The organism is Helicobacter rappini, assembly GCF_900198625.1.
GTDB lineage: Bacteria > Campylobacterota > Campylobacteria > Campylobacterales > Helicobacteraceae > Helicobacter_A > Helicobacter_A rappini.
In genome coordinates, this window is sequence record NZ_FZPK01000012.1 from 1 (window position 1) to 19,346 (window position 19,346).

Below are 19,346 nucleotides of genomic sequence, written 5' to 3' on the forward strand. Positions count from 1 at the left end.
GGGGTGATGTGGGGGGGGGGGGTGGAATGCAAAAAAATAGAACGAGATTCTAAATAATCACTGCAAAACACCGCTTTAATAAAAATAGAACCTAGATTTTAATCTCTCAAGGCATTATCCAAACGGCAAAAATTCTCTACAATGCAATCTTTTATTATAAACATGTTATATCCATCTTCATAGAGATACTCTAACTCAAAGTTTTGTGTGTCAAGTGTTGTTTTTACGATATACATGCCTAAGCCAAAACCTTGTGAGAGTGGATTTTTAATATCTTTAAAATAGGGTTTAAAATATTCATTTACATCAAGTTTTAACTTTTCGCTTTTATTTTTTACAATCAAGTCTTTGCCCCTAGATTCTATAATCACTTTAGAATCTATGCTATATTTTATGCCATTGTCAAGCAAGTTCTTAATACATAATGTAAATAAATGAAAATCCACTTTCACCAAGTCATCATGGTGCAAAAACACTATATTGTCATTATTATTAGAATCAATAAGTAGCATTTGCATAGCTTCTTTTACAATCTCTTGCAGGGGTATCTCTATCTTTTTTGTCATATAATTCTTACTTGCTAGCTGCTCGATTTTTGCAAACTCATCAATAAGTGAATTAAGCCTTTCAAACACGCCGCACAATCTCTGTTTTTGTTTAGAATCTATAACCATTTCCGCTACAATTCGCCCTTTTGTAATCGGTGTCTTAAGCTCGTGCATAATAGATCGTAAAAAAAGCGTCCTTGCTTCACCCACTGCTTTTAGCTTCTCAACAGAATGGTTAAATTCACGCACCAATTCACCTATTTCATCTTGATTTTTAGAACCCCAAACAATAGGTCGAATCTCATTTTCATTTGCCATAATCGCTATTTCATTTTTAATATGGCTAAGTGGCATTAGTCGCTTCATAAGTGTAATATAAATAATGACTAAAATAAGCGCGCCCATAAAGGTTAGCATGTGATATTTAGACCAATTAAATGCAATAGGATCTTGATAAACAACAAAATTATCCATAGTCCGCAAGGCAATAAATATATCATTCCCATCTTGTATAACACTCACGCTAAAGCTGCCCGGATGTGGTGCTGGCTCTTGTGCTATCCTTTCTTGCATATATTCTGTGATTGGCACTTCATAAAAATTCTCTTCTTCAAGAAAGCTTTTTATACCCTCCATACTTGCATTATATTGACGCATTTTACCGATGGCTGCAACGATGATATTATACTGCTTTATACTCTCTATACCCGGCTGCACCTTGACATAAAAAAGTGAGACTGCTAGGAAACTAGCAAACGCAATGGCAAATAAAATACTGATTTGGATAAATATAGATGTGCTTCTCCACATATCTAACCTTTAGAATCTAAGTTTAATTACACTGCTTAAAATATGGCATGAAGTGATAAAATAATTTGCAAAATGTGATTATAATGTTAAAAACTCCAATAAAGGAATATAGCCATGACAAAATCTCTAAAAAGTGTGAATGCGTATAAAAACGCTAGTGTTGATAAAAATGCAAATATATATAAAAATGCTAGTATTGTTGCGTGTGTAGCCGGTGGTGTAAGCACAACTTTAGCCTATTGCAATAATAAACAAGAAAAAGGGAAGGAAGTCGCCATGAAACAAGCCATTTTTCATGGGACATTAAATGCGTGTAAGGAGGGTTTAACCTATATCCTAACCACACAGATAAATAAAAGCACAGCTAATGCGATGATACAACATAGCGGCAATAAAGCCTTATATCTTATGAAAAATTTTGGCACAACAGCTTTTAAGCTTGGCACACAAATCGCAATGAACTCTGCAAATGACATTTTAAAATGGCAAAAAGGCGAAACAACACAAAAGGAATGCCTGCAATCTATCAAAAAGAATGCTTGTGGCATTATAGGTGGATTTGTGGTAGCGCGTGGATTCTCTATTGTTTGTGGTGCGGTGATACCGGGTGTTGGTGTATTAGCTGGGGGTATTGCGGGTGCATATATTGGTGAATATGTAGGAAGAAAGATTGCGGAGAGGGTGTAAGAACTTTTGCTGAATAATCTTGCATTAGTTGTTATTGCTTGCTTAATCTTTTAATGCAAAATAAGTGTCTTAGATCTGATTGTATCAATAGCAATATTGTTGTCATTGTAAAAACTATCAAAGCCATTTTTTGAATACCACTAGACTAACAAATAGGCTAGTATTTCACAAGAATTGTTTAGCTTATTAACACTCACAAACAATAAACTATAAATCACATTGCATATCTTGCATGAAGTTTTTATCTAGCAAAAACTTATGTTTAAGAAGGCCTTAATCACAATTCTTCTTTAAAATATCACAAACTCTCGATACAACATACCCACTAAAATCCTTTGGCACGCTAGATTCTTTGTTGTAATAATACAAAGCTACTTCTATACCTAAGCCTTGAAAATCTAGCTTTTTATCACAAAATAATTCTTTAAAGCCCCGCAATTTATCTCTTGCGTTTGCTTCAAAGCTTAAGCCCTTAGGATCTACAAAAATGATTTTATAATCCCCACTTTGCTTATGCTTTAACCAAAAGATAAAATCGGGGTAAAACTTCCTTTGCTCTTGGCTTTGCGTATCAAAATAGGGGATAAATATAGAATCCTTTGTTTCTACAATCTTGCTAAAGCACCACTCATAGTCTTTAAATGCGTTCTTAGAATCTTGTAAATATTTCTGCAAATCCTCTAAAAATTCTATCTCACTTCTTTCACTAATAGCATAGTTAATATGGATTGTAGAATCTTTATATGATTCTAAAACCATAGGGCTGTAATAGTGCTTTGCTAACTCTGCTGTGATAACATAGCTATGTTTTTCTACTCTTTGTGTTGGTTTAGCTTGGATTTTCTCGGTGTATTCATCTAGTGTGATTTTGCCTTTTTCAAACTCTTTTTTAAGCTCATCTATGCTTTTAGCTTGTTTGCTCTGTGCCAATTCTTTAACTGCTTTATTCATCTCTTTTATAATCATCTCACTAAGCCCATCACCACTTAGCATAAATTCATTATAATGTGTAATTTTATCTTCACAAGGCACAAACTTTTCTAACTCCAGCAAAGGTGTGTGGAAAAATCTATCCATACTATGCAGGGCATTTTGTGGTTTAAGTTTTGGCATATTGCCCTTTATCTCTAAAGCCCTGCTTGTTTCATCACGCATTTTTTGCTTTATCTTTTGCAGAGTATTAAAGCCTAAATCCACTCTATTTATCCCGCTTGATACAAGCAAAATATCTTCATCATAAGATTCTATATATTTGCTTAATCTCTCAAAATCACAATGTGAAATCACAAAGGTTTCATTTTGTTTGTGAGAGTTTTTATAGCTTGGCACAAGCAGTGGCTCTAGCGTTTTATTTCTCTTAAAGCCTGTAATCTTACTTTGGAATCTAAAGCCCTCAAGCCCCTTTAAAATCCACTCAATCGCTTCATTTTCTGTCGCCATAATAAATACACTCTCAATGCCCAAACTCCCATCACCTAAAGAATCCTTTGTGTTATACTCTAGTGTATTACTTGCTTTTAGTCGTTTGCGTATATCTTTAAAAGGCTCAATTCTCACCCCTCGCCCTATGGTTTGCAGGACATATTTTTTTGCCTTTTTGCTACCGATATTGATAAAGTTGATGAAATTCACACGATTGCTATCCCACCCCTCGCTAAACACCTTACTACCCATCATAATTTGTATGGGCGATTCTTTGTGATTTAGCTCTTCAAAATACCCCTTTGCCATATCCTCTCCACTCTCAATGCCTAGCCCATCAAGATAGCTTTTCTCCCACTCTTTAATGCTACCGATATTTAAAAGCAAAAAGGGCTTTGTCGCATTTTTACTTTTAAAGGCAAGCTCTTTATTATTCCCCTTAATCTTACAGCACTCTAGGCTTGAAGTCTCTTTAGCATAAAAGATTTGCTCTCTTAAGTCTTTAGAATCCACTTTTGCAAGTCGCTCTAAAAAGTCTTTATTCATCTCTTTTTCTGCAAAATATATCCTGCTAGATTCTAGTTTTTTTGCTAAGTTTTTTGCAATCTCGCCTATATCTTTAGAATCTTGTAAGATTTTCATAATCGCTTCAAAATACAGCTTAATCCCCGCATCTTTGGTATTGACTTTATCCGCCACGGCGATGATTAAAGGATTATGATAATGCAGGTTTTCAAACCTTGCTTTTAAGCTTTTTAATTCCTGCTTTATCCCCACAAAAAGGATAAAACTCTCTAGTATTCGCTCTAGCTTTTCATCGCTAGAATCCACCTTAGAATCTTTAAAGGCTTTGAGATTACTATCTAGCACCACGATATTTTTCCCATAGCCATCATTATTAAACTTCTCTAAATTGTAGTTAAAAGCACAAGTAAAAAGCTCTATATCATTATCAAAAGTCGCAGAAAAGTTAAAGATAAATCCGTGCGGATACTCCTGCCTCTCTCGCCCTTTTGCTAAGTCTCTTATATAGCTTTTTCTTATAGAATCTTTGCTATCGCCCTTATGTGCTTCATCAAGCAAGATATACCAGCCTTTTTCACGCATTAAATCATCATAATTTAGTCTTTTAGCCTTAGAATCTTTACCGACATTTTCCTTTATATCTAGCAAATCACTTCTGCCAAGAAACACGACATTTTCAAAGCCTAGCAAACTTTGATTATCATAAGCTTTTATCTCTTTGCAAGTGATTTGTATCGGCTGATACGCATTAAAGCTTTGTATATGCGTTTTAAACTGATCTAAAATCTTATCATTTGGCACAAGTAGCATTATGGGCTTAGATTCTATCTCGCCATTTTTCATAAGTTTTTGCATAAGGCTTATAAGCTTTATCATCACAATACTTTTGCCACTGCCTGTTGCCATCCAAAAGCTTGCCATATTGCAAAACTCTTTTATATCTAAGCCTTTTTTAGAATCTAATCCATTGTATTTAAAAGCCTGTTTGTATTCATAGCATAGCTCTTTTGTATCATCTCTATACAGCTTTAAACTGCATAATGCCTTTTGCAATGCCGCCACTTGATACTCTTGCAGACTAATACTGCCATTAAAGCTTACTAAATCAAGGCTTTCAAAAAGATCGTTGAAAGAGTGAATCTTTTTGTCTGTAATATCTTTTAAAATCAGTGATTGTTTTTTAGTCATTTTCCTGCTCTCGCGTTAAGTGTTTTATAGGTAGATTCTAATATCTCTTCATCTTCCTTTTCTGCCTTAAGCAATGCTTCCTTTTTGCGTTGTGTAGCAAATAACTCATATTGTTTATAAGCGATTTGCTCCATTTGTGCGTTAGAGATACTGCCATTATCTTTTAAAATTTGCATTCCTTGAAAGGTCAGCAAAGAATCCACATTTTGTCTCCAAAAGTCCATAGTCAAAGTTTGCTTATCTTTCACTCTAAGTTCTGCGGATTCTAAAAACACATTAACCAAACGATTTAAACTATCTAGCTCCTCTTTTTTTAGATAATTTTTCGCCACAATCACATCACCTTTACGCACAACGCTACCTTTCCAGCTTGTAAGCCCCATATTCAGCTTTTTTGCGTTTGCTCTCTCGCAAATCAGCTCCGCAGCAGTTTTGTGCGTGATAGCGTATAAAAGCTTGTTTTGCGTCTGTGCGAAAAACATTTGCGTTGCCTTATCGCTAGAATCATAATCTATACTCAAAGCAAAAAGCTCTCGCACTTTTTGATAAAACCTTTTTTCACTCGCCCTTATATCTCTAATCTGCTCTAACAGCTCATCAAAGTAATCGCTTCTGCCATTTGGATTTTTAAGTCTATCGCTATCTATTAAAAAGCCCTTTTGTAAATAGGTTTTTAAATGCTCATTTGCCCAGATTCTAAACTGCACTCCCCTTTTACTACGCACACGAAAGCCCACAGCCAAAATCATCTCTAAGGCATAAAATTTCACTTTGTATGATTTGCCATCACTAGCAGTTGTTCGGATTTCCCGAATAACTGAATTTGCCTGCAATTCCCCATCTTTTAGGATATTTGTGATATGTTCGCTTATACTAGATTTTGAGATGTCAAAAAGTTTTGCCATAGAATCCTGATGGAGATATACGCTCTCGCCAAGCTCATAGAGTTCAACCTTGACTTTTTTGTCTTGTGTGGTATAGAGGAGGAGGTTGGGCATATTAGTTGTTCCTATTTTCTATATTTTGTTCTTTGCAGAATAGAACCCTATCTATATAAGCAATAGCTTTTTTAATTTGTGTTGGCATAGAATCCTCTTTGCCTATAAAGTATTGCCTTAATTTCAATAATTGTTCTAGGAGATATTTTTTGTTCTTGTGAATATATTCTTGCTCTAGTCCAATTATAGAATTGCATATATAATTTAAAATAGTTGCAGGTTTAATGTCTTGTTTTGTTTGGATAATCTGCAGCAAGTCTTTTTTGTTTATCAATTCATTTTCATATTTTGTTTTCTTTTTATCATATTCTTGCTGTGGTAGATTTTCTTCTATCAATTTTACTTTCTCGTTAATTTTTTTCTCACTTATATTTTCTTTCCTTAATGATTTAAAAAATTCTTTTAACCTTTCTTTGTTTAAACCTGCTTTTTCTGCATAAAAATATATTGGATACCACTTGCTATTATAGCCACACATTGCTTTTAAGTATACCTTTGGAGAATCTATATTTTCTTGTTTTAAAAAACATTCATAAATTAAGTTATCATCAATATTTTTATCATGTGTTTGATGAACAACAATACCTTCAGCATTGAGAGGCTGCACATTACCCTTTAATATTAAAGTAGGTTTGCCTTTTTTTGCTACAAATTCACCCTCTTTTACAAAAGCAATTTTTGACAATAAACTTTCATCTATTAAAAAATTTCCGCCCTTTCCCTCAACACCACCTGTGCTAAGATTTATTACAGCACTATTTTCTATACCATTTTTTAGAATAGTTTCTATATGAGCATAAAAGGTGTTTTTCAATACTTGAGTTTCTCTATTCTCTAAAATTTTTATTAAATCAAGTTTTTTAATTTTTCTAGTCTCGGCATTATATCTATAATAAATATCTCCATTTTTATTAATAATTGGCTTGTTTTGAGATTCAAGAACTTCTATATAACCCACAACCTTACCAGCAATACTTTCCTTGCCTCTCTCAATCTTAATATTCTCTTCAAAATGTGAGCCAAGTTTCTCGCTAAAATGCTTTTTATCTTGCATTAAGCTATCTATCTCCTTAGCTTCTAAGCCATTAATGATAAATTTCTTGGTTTTTTGCCCTTCCTCTTTGACGCCAAAAACAATAAAACCGCCCTGATTATTTGCCATAGCCTGAATGCTGTGAAGCAATCTATCTTCTTTAATTGATTTAAAAGTTTCTTTAAATTCTAAAATTTCACTTTCTTCATTTTCTAAATACCCATCTTTGACACATAAAAAATTAAGTTTCTTGCTGTTAGGGATATTTCCATATTTCTCCATAAACGCTTTAGCTTTTGCCTCATCACAAGCTTGAATGCCTGCGCCAATTCTTCCCTGTTTTATGTCTGTAATTCTGCCATTATTGATATGATTCTTTACATTTGCGCGAGCATTGTTGATATAGCCTAATATTTCTTGATTGGGTATTTCAAGTTCGAATAATCTCTTAATTAATGCTATTTCATCGCTACTTAAATTAGATTGCCCCATTCCTCTACTCCCACCATATTAGATTTTTCAGTTTTGGGTATTTTGCCAAATCAATAGAATCTCGATTCAAAATCTCTCCATTATCAAACTCACAAGATTCTATACCTTTAGAATCTAAAAATAATCGCTTGATTTTTAGCCCTTGTAAGTTTGCTAAAGTGTGGAATAAATCAAATTCCTTTCTATATCCACTCATATCTAGCGTGATTGTTTCACCTTTATTCAGCTTTTTAATGAGTTTGCGGGATTTTCTATAATCAATGATTTTTTGTGCTTTTTGATAATCTTTAGCAGGGTAGATTGCTTCAGTGTTATTGTCAGCTATCTTACTTGTCTTTCTCTCACATTGAAAATCTGCAAGCACATATTCACATTCTTTTAATGCTTCTTCATAGGATTCTAACTCGTAGTATCTAAATGCTCCGCCACCTTGATAGTCGCATTCTTTGCTAATCCCACTTTGGAATCCCGCGATAACTTTTTTAAGGCGTGGGAGTATGACTTTATAAAAATGCTCTCCCATTTCAATGCCTAGCCATTTACGTCCTAGCTTTTGTGCGGTAGCTACACTTGTCCCACTTCCTGCAAAAAAATCTAAAATTATAGAATTTTCATTGCTACCTATTTCTGCAATCTGCTGAATAAGTCCTTCTGGCTTTGGATTTTCAAATACCTTCAAATTGTCAAAAGTGTCTTTCAAGGCTTTATCACCTGCTGGATTCCCGCCTGTTTCATCATAGTAAAAAATCGTTCTTGGCACAAGTCCCTCCTGCACTTCGCTTAAAAATCTTTTTATCATAGGATAACCATTTCCATTACCCCACCAAATTCTATTTTCCTTAATGTGTTTTTTAAAATTTTCTTCACTTAAACGCCAACTTTGATTTTTCGGTTTTTCTAAAATTACTCCATTGGGTTTTGTAATTTTATAGTCAGCATCATAATAATGATTTGCGTGGATAGGAATAGGAATCCAAACACCTCTTGGGTCATTATCTGGGTTTTTATAGCCTTTTAAATCTTTTCTAGGCAATAATTTTCTTTTCCAAATATCTCTATTTCTAGCAAATATCAAAATATGTTCGTGCGATTCTGAAAAATATTGGGCTGAATTTTTTCGTATTTTTACTTTTTCATAAATACCATTACTTATAAAATTGTCTTCACTAAATATAGAATCACAAAGTATTTTAAGTCTTGCTTGTTCATTATCATCTATGCTTATAAAAATACTCCCGCTATCTTGTAAAAATTCCCTTGCTAATTCCAAGCGATTAGCTATCATTGAAAGCCACGATGCGTGATTAAATTTATCCATATAAACAAAATCGTTGTTACTCGTGTTGTAAGGCGGATCAATATAGATTAAATCCACTTTGTTTTGGTATTTTGGCATTAGGGAATTTAAGGCTTGAAAATTATCTGCCTTTATTAGCTCACCATTAAGAATAGATTCTATATCATCAAACACGCTTAGAATCTTATATTTTATCTCTTTGCTAAAATGCTTTGTGTCAAGGGGTAGGAATTTATATTTGTCATCACTCAATATCTTTTCGCTTATATTTTGTGCTTGAAAACTCTCATCAATAAGCCCTAAATCCTGCCATTCTTTGATTTGCTTTTCAAAGCCTTTGTCTTTGCATATAGAATCTAAAAGGGTTGTATTTTGTGCTTTATCACTCAATGCTAAATGCTTCAAAATTAAATCAAGACTAAAGACATAATTTACCACTTTGACAAATTTGGGCTTTAACCACACAGCCTTTAGCTCATCTTCAAAATCGCCTATAAGCCCTATTATCTCTAAGGCGATATTGCGAATCCTTTGTAAATGTGATATGGATTTTACACTCCATTCTTGAAACTCGCTGTCTTTATAGAGATAATGATAAAACCACAAGTCAAACTGCTCTTGTAAAAATGCCCTTGCATTTTTGTGGATAAAAAAATCTACTTCATTTTGCTTTTTATAGCTTGTAAAAAGCTTTTTTATGCGTGCTTCATCTAGGGGGATTTTATGTGCTTTTAGGGATTTTATAAAATCTTCGCTCAACTCGTTGCTATTTTCTTTAAACACAGCATTAAGATCGGGGAATAAATCCTTTTGACTTAAAACCTTGATATAAATGGTGGGTATAGAATCTTGTGTATCTGTGCTTGTTTGCTCGATTTTATCAAGTTTGAATATAAGCTTTCGCTTGGTATTATCGGCGTTTTGCCTATATTCACTTGTATCAAAGTAGATTTGGGCTAGCTCGTTTTCATCGCTTAAAGTAAGGCTAGTATAAAGCGTATCACTTTTGACATAGTATAAGTCTTTTGTTTTATAAAAAAGGCTTGTATCTTTAGAATTGGTATAGACTTTTGCATAAATGTTTTTATACAGCGGCGTATCGTGGAAAAATGGCGTGCCCGTATCATTAAGATAGCTATCAAAGAAAGTGTAAAGCTTGTTGTAAATATCGTGTGAGTTAAAATCATCATTTGGGATAGCAGAATCTAAATAAGCCTTTATGTGAGAGAAATACTGCTCTTTTATGCTTAAAAGATTACTAAAACCGCTTTGCGCGTTGCTTGTGCTGCTTTGTGTATTTTGTGCTGTATGAGCCTTTTCATAGGCTTTTATCTTTGCACCCAGATAACATTCCTCTAATTTGCTATAAAATGCCTTTTTGTAGTCCATTATTTGCCTTTTTTGTATTCTTTTCCAAAGGTAATTTTAGCATATAGTTTTTAAGTGTGTTGTATCATTGAAATTACTTTGCTTATGGAGCCACATTAATTTGATTCTGATTAAAAATGTTGCTTGTCTAAGAGTATAATAAAAAAGTGAATACCTTGAAACATTAATGCTTATATAGAGACTATAATCTCTATATAAAGAATCTTATTTACATTCTTGCATAGCAATCGCTGTATTTTAGGACAAAGCGAACTTTATAATCCCATAGATTCTAACAAGCCACTTTGCTATCAAGGTAAGTTATAAAGAAATATGAGATTAAACTTTATCTAACCTATCGCTTTAAGCCATTAACGGTTTGTAGCATGGAATCTGCTGTTTGAATGCTTTTTGAGTTTGCTTCATACGCTCTTTGCCCTGTGATTAGATCAGTCATTTCAGACACTAAACGCACATTGCTTAACTCTAAAAATCCTGCACGAATCTGCCCTAAACCATCTTGTCCAGCTATGCCCTCTATTGGCTCACCACTTGCATTTGTATTCATATAAAGATTATCGCCTAAGCCATGCAAACCGGCTGGATTCACAAAATTCACAAGCTGAATTTGCCCTAAAACTTCCGCCTGTCCATTGTTACCAAGTGTAACACTCACAGTGCCATCTGCACCGATATTTATGCTTTGTGCTTCTGGTGGCACGGTGATTTGTGGCTGGACTAGATAGCCCTCTGAAGTAACGATATTGCCTTGATCATCAAGCTTAAAATTCCCACTTCGCGTATAAGCGATATTGCCATCTGGAAGCTGTATGGGGAAAAATCCTTTACCCATAATCGCTACATCAAGCGGATTTTCTGTCTCTTTTGGACTGCCTTGAGAATAGATTCTATTAATCGCGCCCGTTCTCACACCCACACCCACTTCAATACCTGTTGGCGTGAGTGTCGTCTCGCTTGTCTGTGTGCCTGCAAACTGCAATGTTTGGTAAAACAAGTCGTTAAACTCCGCTCTTTGTCGCTTAAAGCCCACTGTATTCACATTCGCAATGTTGTTTGAAGTCGTGTCGATTTGTAACTGCTGCCCTAACATTCCTGTTGTCGCAGTATAGAGTGATCTCATCATGCTAACTATCCTTAGTTTGAATTTGAGATAGTAAAAGCAAAAGGTATGCCAACTTTAGAATCTACGCACGATTTACTTCATAATTCACATATATTGATTCTTAAACTCCACATAGCGAATGGCTGAATTTGCTATTTCTTCTATCTCTTCTTCGCTAAGTTCTCGCACAAATTTCGCTGGATTCCCAAGAATGAGTGATTTTGGTGGAAACTTTTTACCTTTTGTAACGACCGCTCCCGCCCCAACAATAGAATCTCTCCCAATCCTAGCACCATCCATCACAATGCTACCCATGCCAATAAGGCAATTATCCTCAATATGACACGCATGGATAACACAGCTGTGTCCTATGGTAACATTGTCGCCAATAATCGCGGGATAACCGCTTTCAGCCTCGCCCTTTTCTCTATGCCATACATGGATCATAGTCAAATCTTGTATATTCGTATTTTTACCTATTTTGATATAATTCACATCGCCACGCAATACACAATTATACCAAATTGACGCATTATCGCCAATGCTTACCTCGCCAATAACCTTTGCTCCATCACATATCAACACTTCTTTACCGATACTAGGCGTAATCCCATTAAATTTTATCAACATGCTTTATCCTTTCCTTGCGTTTTTTATAGATTATAGCATTATTTTAGAGCAATGTTATTTTTATGGAATCTTAATAGATAGATTCGAGTGTGGATAATGAAAGATTCTAAAACTTAGCAATGTCATGCTGAAAATATTTATCTAACTGCAAATATTTGTCATGTTTAAGTCTTTGAGTGAAGTATCTAAAAATATAAAATATAAACTCATCAAAGCTTAAATTCTAAAATACAGAATCTGGGCTAGGTTTTTTGCTTTTTTGAAAGTTTGCATGGGAGAGGCTAATGACTATATTTGCAAAAATGATAGGAATTAAGAATCTAGAAGTTTAGCTTTATTAATAAAGCTAAAATTAGAGAAAATAACAGAATAAAAAGGGCAAATAAGGCTTAATCGTATAGATATAAATTAAGCCTTGTTTAGTGAAGTTTGTAGGTAAGGTTATTTTCCTGTTGTTGCTGAACCAATCCCCATTAGTAAATCAGCAAAGCCACTTTCAATCATAGGGCAAGTTTTCATTATGCTGTCTTCCACTTCTTCATAATCTATTTTTTTAGCTAAAGCATTTGTATCTTTAGTATCTAGCTTTTTAAAACTAGCACATGCTTTTTTCATTACTTGTATCGCATTATTGGTATAATACTTATCTTTTGTTTTAGACTTCTCATCGTCTTTATCTCTGTGTGGCTCTGCCTTTTCAAGCCATGCACTTACTTCTTTTATTTCTGTGATAAAGTTTTTACAGCTTTGCGTATTGCATGCACTAATCAATGTGTTTGCTTGTTTTGCCATATTCTTATAAATTCTAATATCGTTTTCATCAGCAAACGCCATAGAAGCTACACCAATGCTTAACAAACCAGCCAATATCAACTTTTTCATACCTTATCCTTTATGTAGAAATATATCTTTAGTCTTTATGCCTTAATATAAAAGTAGCTATAAAGCTAAAAGATTGCGAAATAAAAGCATAAAATATTCCTTATTATAGATTCTATCTGTGCGCTGTAAGCCCGTTGTTATGGTATGTGTTTTTTGACAAATGACACAAGTGTGGCGTGAAGCATAAGGAGCAATGGCAATGTACAACTAAGTAAATCCATGGTTTTTATGCGATGGACTATTAAGAGATTTTAGGCCGCTTAAAATGTGATGTGTGAAAAATAAATTTCTAGCACAAATGATGAGTTGTGCTATACACAATATCGATGTGATGATATAAGAATATAAGATGTAGCTCTATATGGTGAGTATAGCAACGCATCGCATAATACAAGCAGTAATAGACAAAACTGCATATTGATTGAAGCTACCTTGCATACTACTGCAAAGGTATTGCTAGAAATACTTAGTGATAGACTGCATTTAAATTATCATAGAAGCTTGCATGATAGGGTCGTAGCTATTGCTAAGGAATTATCTCGTAGGATTGCATTGTAATCATTGATGAAGCAGAGCATTTGCCTTTAAGGGCATTAGAAGATTTAAGGCGTATTTGGGACTTTAGTCAAAAGGGGTTTGTACTTGTTGGAACTGAGCTTCTAACAAAGAATTTAATGGGTAAAAATGGGGATTTAAAGCAGTTGTATTCGCGTATTGATTCAAGGTGGCATTTAAGGGGCTGTGATGAGAGAGAATGTGCAGAATGCTTTAATGAATATATTTTTCACTATACAAAGGGGAACTTTAGAAGTAGTGGGAAGTTGTTTAGAAAGGCTAATAGATTGGCTGGATTGCATGAAGTAGGTGTGAGTGAAGAAATAGTGGCACAGGCGGCAAGTATGATTATTTTGTGATTGCGTTTTTCTTTTTGCGACTTTTTGTTGATTTGCAAGTGTGGATTTGTTGCTACACAACTGCATAAGTGAGTTTTCAATTTTTGCTTCGGTCACGTATTTATACTATCTAACCCGTAGCAATAAATCCAAGCAAGATTTTAAGAATACAAGATAGAATCTATTTCTTTAATATCGCTGTGCCTATGCCTTTATTTGTAAAAAACTCTAGAAGTAGGCAATGCTGCACTCTTCCATCGAGTATATGCACACGAGAAACGCCATTGTGAATAGCATGTATGCAACTTTGTAACTTTGGTATCATACCGCCGCTTACTTTGCCTGTGTCGATAAGATTTTGTGCCTCACGCAAACTAAGCTCTGAAATAAAAGAATCCTTATTATCATAATCCTCATACACGCCCTCAATATCACTCAAAAATACAAGCTTTTCAGCGTGCAATGCTTCAGCAATCGCACATGCTGCATCATCGGCATTAACATTATAGCTATTATGATCGCTCCCTATACCAACAGGGCAAATCACAGGCACAAAGCCATCTTGCAAAATCGCACTTACAAGTGTCGTATCCACATGCACTACTTCGCCAACATAGCCAAGATTCTCACTATCCTTTGGTCGCACTTGCAGCATTCTGCCATCTTTGCCGCTTATGCCGCATGCTTGCACACCAAACTCACATAACATACCCACGATGTCTTTACTGATTTTATTTAGCACCATTTCAACGATTTTCATCGTATCTTTATCAGTAACCCTTAAGCCGTCCTTAAATTTTCTTTCAATCTTTACGACTTCTAGCCATTTGTCAATATCCTTGCCCCCGCCATGCACGATAATAGGTTGGAATCCGATTGAATGAAGTAGGGCTACATCGCGTATCAAACTTTTTTGCAATTCTTCATTTAGCATGGCACTTCCGCCGTATTTTATCACCATTGTTTTGCCGCGGAATAGCTGGATATAGGGCAAAGATTCTATTAATATTTTTGCCTTGTCTTGCCACTCTTTCATTGACTTTTCTTTGTCCATTTGTGTATCCTTTTGGTTGTAGAAAAAGCTTATTGTAGCATATTTATTGTGTGAATATTATTTTATTGTTTCTTATAATCTGGCACGGCGTAAAGTTTTGATATATTTTTGGTTTATTTGGCAGATAGCCATACAATGTAATTATATTTAGAAACTAAATTAATATTTATATTCAACATATAAAGATTTTACAAACATAATATCCCACGCATTTTGTAGCAATACGCGATAGCCTTTTGTGTGTAAAAAGTCTATTATTTGCTCTTTAGATTCTGTGTAATTATGCTCTATTGTCATCACGCTGAAGCTATATTTGTCAAAATCTATGCCTTTTAGCACTTCCATTTCACCACCCTCAACATCTAAAGTCATAAAATCTATATGAAAAATATTGGGGTAATTTTGCATAACTTCATTAAAAGTTGCTGTTTGCACTGAAAAAGTCTTAGTTTGCCCTAACTCATCAAGGCGACCTTTATGGTGCTGTGTCAAGTTTAGCTCTAATGTATCAAGCACAGAACATTCAGAATCTGAAGCTACAAGGGTTGTTGTGCCGATATTTTTGGAGAAAATCGCAAGGTTATAGGTATCACATTTTCTATTTTTCTTTAATTCTTCAAAGGTTTTTGGATTGGCTTCAACGCAAAATCCATTCCACCCAAGTCGCTCAAATAAATAGCTATTATTAATATTCACTCCATCATGTGCGCCTATATCGACAAAAAAGCCTCGTTTCTTTTTATGCAGAATAGAATAGGCTAGGGCGTCTTGTCCAAGCTGCCCACAGAATGTTTCATTTTGCAGGTTTGATAGCCATAGAGAATCTATGAGATATTCAACTCGATTTACCTTTTCCTGCATGTTGAGTAAAATGCTCTCATTGCTGTATTTTTTCTTCTTACGCTGATATACTGGGATACCAAATAATTTATATCGCTTTCTTATGCTGTTTTGAATCTGTTTTTTATGTGTCGTGAGTAGAGGGATACCCAATATCTTTCTTACTTCCTTATTGCCATCTATCTCTTTACTGATAATACCCATGCTAGTCCCTTATATTTTGATGTCAGCTATTCTACAAAAAAAAAAAAACGATTCAAGAGATAATGAAAAATAGCCTTAGTTTTATATTTTTAATTTGCATTGAGGTTGCATAATGGAATACAAAGGATTCTATAATTTAAGAGTTTTGGAGTTTCAAAGCTATTTCATTTATGGAATAGGGTAGGGCGGTGCAATCTATTCTTACAACAAGCCTTACTCTATTACTAGATGTATTTAATGATACTAAAAGCATTTAAAGTTATTTATATGGTAATTTTATAGTCAATATAATCAAAATTTCTATATATTTTTACTAAATATTTATGATTATTAGTAATTAATTGATAAAAAGTAAATAAAATTTCATGTTAATCTTTTACACGAATGCAGAATCAGAGTGTTACAAAATGATGAGTTCTTGTGAAAGTAATCTTAATTAAGTGAGGTTGAAATGACTATTGAAAATTTTGAACATCAGCTAAAGGTGCTGAAACTGAAGAAAAAAGAATTTGCGGCAATGGTAAATGCGGGATATACTGGGGTTGTAGGCTGGAATTCTCGTGGCACAACGCCTGAATGGGTAGATAGTTGGCTTGCAAACTATGCGAAAGCAAAGAAATACGATGAGATTAGAACAATCATCGAAGATAAATTAGAGGCTGATGATAGAGAAGAGGATAAAGCACAAATTTATGGAGGCATGAATATATAAGCTACTACACAAATCTCTTATATATTTGCTTTGATATTTTTGCAACGACATTACAGAAAAGTTATTGTGTGTATTTGCTATCGTTTTATTACATAGCGTTGCAAAATTGAAATTTAACTCTTGCTTAAATCTCTCTTTATTTCTTATCAATTTATCTTATGGATATTTTTAACTCCATTGTGTTATGTTTTTTGCAATATAGGTTTAGGTTAAGGTGGATTCCATCGATTCTGTGTAGATAAATTCAAAAGCATGTTAAATCAATAATAGCAAAAAATTTATTATGCTTTTATTATTGATGATTGGTAAGAGGTTTTATTGTTTGATATATAGATATAAGTCCAGCAAAAAAACACGAATAAAGCTAAAGCTTACATAAAAATATGGGTTTCTAGCGGATAATCCCATACATGTTTTGCTACGCCTATCTGTGAGATGCGAGAATGATAAATAAAAATATATGAAAACTTTAATTTTCAAATTTTTATTTATTCAAGGCTCTATCTCTCCCCTTCCATCTTTAGAAAGCAAAAAACATGTAACTTTAAACCTGTTGGTCAATATGGAGTTGCAAATTCTGCGTAATTTATTATTTATAGTATTTCATTCAAAATCAAAAATTGTTAAAAATTGTTTGGCTCTTTTTGTTTTTGGTGCTTTAAAGAATTCTTGTGCCTGACCCTCTTCAGCCACAACTCCACCATCAAAAAACATAACTCTATGACTGATTGCTTCAGCAAATCGCATTTGATGAGTTACAATAACCATACTCATGCCATCAATTGCCAACGACTTTATAACTTCAAGCACTTCTTTTATCATTTCTGGGTCTAGACTTGCAGTTACTTCATCAAAAAGCATAACTTTTGGATTCATACAAAGACTACGAACGATTGCTACTCTTTGTTTCTGTCCGCCGCTTAGATCTCGTGGATAATGATGTATTTTTTCTTCTAATCCAACTCGCTTTAGCCATTTTAGCGCGTCTTCTGTGGCACTTTCTTTGGTTTTTTTAAGTATTTTACAAGGTGCCAATAATACATTATCAAGCACACTTAAATGTGGAAAAAGCTCATAACTTTGAAAAACCATACCAATTTGTTGCCGCAACACACGCCAATTTGAGTTTGCTTGAATTGCTTTTCCATCGAAGATAATTTCCCCAGAATCAATACTTTCAAGCCCATTCAAACATCGTAAAAAAGTGCTTTTACCGCAACCACTAGGACCGATAATTGAAACAACTTCACTTTCTCTAAGAGAAAAGTTAATGCCTTTTAGAATCTGGATTTTGCCTTGTGTTTTGTTGTTAAATGATTTGTATAAATTGCGAGTTTCTAGTAAAACTTCACCAGTTTCATGATGGTGTATCAAATCCATACCCCTAAATGCAATACAATAAAAGTTTGCATATTTATAATTTTAATACTTTAATCTTTTTGGTTTCTAATATATGTTGGCGTGTCCAAATCATCGTCATCATAATCGCCACTGCTAATTTTTGTCGCTCTATGCACAAAAATATCTGGTGTAGAAGTGAATAGATTCGGTTCTTTTTGTGCCTGCTGCCCTGCTACTTCTTGTTGTGGTTGTGCTACCTGCGTTGCAACTTGTGGCTTTGCTGGAATCTCTTGCTGTTTATTTGTTTCAAAGCCTGTTGCGATAATAGAAACACGCACTTTATCCATCTCAAAATCATCTCGTGGCATAGTCCCGAAAATAATATCCGCATCGTCTCTTGCGGCTTCTTGAATGATTGCCATAGATTCTGAAATCGCAACAAATGGGAAATTAGAGTTAAACTCATAATTCACAATCACACCCATAGAACCATTAATAGACATATTGTCAAAAAGTGGTGAATGTATTGCATTGGTGATTGCATCATCAGCGGCATTCTCACCCTGCCCTTCACCTATACCCATTAATGCTAAACCTCTGTGACTCATAACCGTGCGTAAGTCTTCAAAATCCACATTGATTCCCTCATCAGAGTTATTTAAAATCACACTTGAGATTCCATTCACCGCACGCGCTACAACATCATCAACATAACTCATGCTTTCTTTATAACCTGTATTTTTACCGATTACACTAAGCAGTTTTGTATTAGGAATAACAACGATAGAATCACAAACTTCATGCAACTCTTTTAAGCCCTCTTCTGCCAACTTCGCACGGCGACTGCCCTCATAGGCAAAAGGTTTTGTAACAACGCCAATAGTTAATGCACCAGTCTCTTGTGCGGCTTTTGCAAAAACAGGGGCAGCACCAGTCCCAGTCCCACCACCTAGTCCAGCGGCAATAATGATAAGATCAGAGCCTTGCAGGGCTTGTTTAATATCATCATAACTCTCTTCTGCAGCTTGCTTACCTTTTTCAGGTTTCATACCTGCACCTAAGCCTTTTGTAAGCTTTCTACCCAAAACGATGTGGTTTGACACAGGGCTGTTGTGCATGTGCTGCAAATCAGTGTTTGCTATCATTAAACGAATGCTTGAAAAAGTGCCTTTATTCTTTAAATGGCGAATAGTATTATTGCCACCACCACCTACACCGACAACCGTAATAACTGGAGCATGTCCTATTTCTTCGTTTGGTATTTCTCGTAAATCTACTTCATTGTTATTCATATTTTCA

General features: G+C 34.5%; 15 protein-coding genes. 3 read left to right on the top strand and 12 right to left on the bottom strand.

Annotated features, from left to right (window positions below):
* Positions 1-98: 98 nt before the first annotated feature.
* On the bottom strand, positions 99-1,358 hold the full coding sequence (locus tag C6H17_RS03245) for an ArsS family sensor histidine kinase (RefSeq protein ID WP_104731336.1): 1,260 nt from the start codon (positions 1,356-1,358) through the stop codon (positions 99-101).
* A 114-nt stretch (positions 1,359-1,472) separates the two neighbouring features.
* Between C6H17_RS03245 and C6H17_RS03250 the strand changes: the two genes are divergently transcribed.
* Positions 1,473-2,045 (top strand): hypothetical protein, encoded by a 573-nt coding sequence (locus C6H17_RS03250; RefSeq protein WP_005219801.1) that lies wholly within the window; start codon positions 1,473-1,475, stop codon positions 2,043-2,045.
* 273 nt (positions 2,046-2,318) lie between these two features.
* Here C6H17_RS03250 and C6H17_RS03255 read toward each other — a convergent pair whose 3' ends face one another.
* The 7 genes from C6H17_RS03255 to C6H17_RS03285 all read right to left on the bottom strand — a co-directional run bounded on the left by C6H17_RS03255 (position 2,319) and on the right by C6H17_RS03285 (position 13,003).
* On the bottom strand, positions 2,319-5,180 hold the full coding sequence (locus C6H17_RS03255) for a DEAD/DEAH box helicase family protein (protein ID WP_005219802.1): 2,862 nt from the start codon (positions 5,178-5,180) through the stop codon (positions 2,319-2,321).
* A complete protein-coding gene (locus C6H17_RS03260; protein ID WP_104731337.1) occupies positions 5,177-6,178 on the bottom strand; it encodes a virulence RhuM family protein in 1,002 nt (333 codons plus the stop codon). Before C6H17_RS03260 ends, C6H17_RS03255 begins: the two co-directional genes overlap by 4 nt.
* A 1-nt stretch (position 6,179) precedes the next feature.
* Positions 6,180-7,703 carry an ATP-binding protein gene (locus C6H17_RS03265; RefSeq protein ID WP_020995976.1) on the bottom strand — a complete coding sequence of 508 codons (1,524 nt, stop codon included), beginning with the start codon at positions 7,701-7,703 and terminating at the stop codon, positions 6,180-6,182.
* Positions 7,704-7,707: 4 nt separating this feature from the next.
* Entirely contained in the window at positions 7,708-10,389 is a 2,682-nt protein-coding gene (locus C6H17_RS03270) for a site-specific DNA-methyltransferase (protein ID WP_005219805.1), read from the bottom strand.
* Positions 10,390-10,723: 334 nt separating this feature from the next.
* Positions 10,724-11,512, bottom strand: coding sequence for a flagellar basal-body rod protein FlgG (gene flgG, locus C6H17_RS03275; protein WP_004086933.1), 789 nt, complete (start codon positions 11,510-11,512; stop codon positions 10,724-10,726).
* 84 nt (positions 11,513-11,596) lie between these two features.
* Positions 11,597-12,121 (bottom strand): gamma carbonic anhydrase family protein, encoded by a 525-nt coding sequence (locus C6H17_RS03280; RefSeq protein ID WP_005219806.1) that lies wholly within the window; start codon positions 12,119-12,121, stop codon positions 11,597-11,599.
* Positions 12,122-12,562: 441 nt separating this feature from the next.
* Positions 12,563-13,003: a hypothetical protein gene (locus tag C6H17_RS03285; protein WP_005219807.1), complete on the bottom strand. Its 441-nt coding sequence runs from the start codon at positions 13,001-13,003 to the stop codon at positions 12,563-12,565.
* Between the two features lie 674 nt (positions 13,004-13,677).
* On the opposite strand from C6H17_RS03285, the gene C6H17_RS03290 reads away from it, so the two are divergent.
* Positions 13,678-13,917: a hypothetical protein gene (locus C6H17_RS03290; RefSeq protein WP_148374306.1), complete on the top strand. Its 240-nt coding sequence runs from the start codon at positions 13,678-13,680 to the stop codon at positions 13,915-13,917.
* Positions 13,918-14,077: 160 nt separating this feature from the next.
* On the opposite strand, the gene argB is transcribed toward C6H17_RS03290, so the two are convergent.
* Positions 14,078-14,932, bottom strand: a complete 855-nt coding sequence (argB, locus tag C6H17_RS03295; protein ID WP_027338288.1) for an acetylglutamate kinase — start codon at positions 14,930-14,932, stop codon at positions 14,078-14,080.
* Between the two features lie 177 nt (positions 14,933-15,109).
* Positions 15,110-15,994 carry an FkbM family methyltransferase gene (locus C6H17_RS03300; protein WP_020995977.1) on the bottom strand — a complete coding sequence of 295 codons (885 nt, stop codon included), beginning with the start codon at positions 15,992-15,994 and terminating at the stop codon, positions 15,110-15,112.
* 451 nt (positions 15,995-16,445) lie between these two features.
* Here C6H17_RS03300 and C6H17_RS03305 point away from each other — a divergent pair, with 451 nt between their 5' ends.
* A complete protein-coding gene (locus C6H17_RS03305) occupies positions 16,446-16,706 on the top strand; it encodes a hypothetical protein (protein WP_004086953.1) in 261 nt (86 codons plus the stop codon).
* A gap of 603 nt (positions 16,707-17,309) precedes the next feature.
* On the opposite strand, the gene C6H17_RS03310 is transcribed toward C6H17_RS03305, so the two are convergent.
* Positions 17,310-18,086 carry an amino acid ABC transporter ATP-binding protein gene (locus tag C6H17_RS03310; RefSeq protein WP_051355146.1) on the bottom strand — a complete coding sequence of 259 codons (777 nt, stop codon included), beginning with the start codon at positions 18,084-18,086 and terminating at the stop codon, positions 17,310-17,312.
* 50 nt (positions 18,087-18,136) lie between these two features.
* A complete protein-coding gene (ftsZ, locus tag C6H17_RS03315; protein ID WP_005219811.1) occupies positions 18,137-19,339 on the bottom strand; it encodes a cell division protein FtsZ in 1,203 nt (400 codons plus the stop codon).
* Positions 19,340-19,346: the final 7 nt, after the last annotated feature.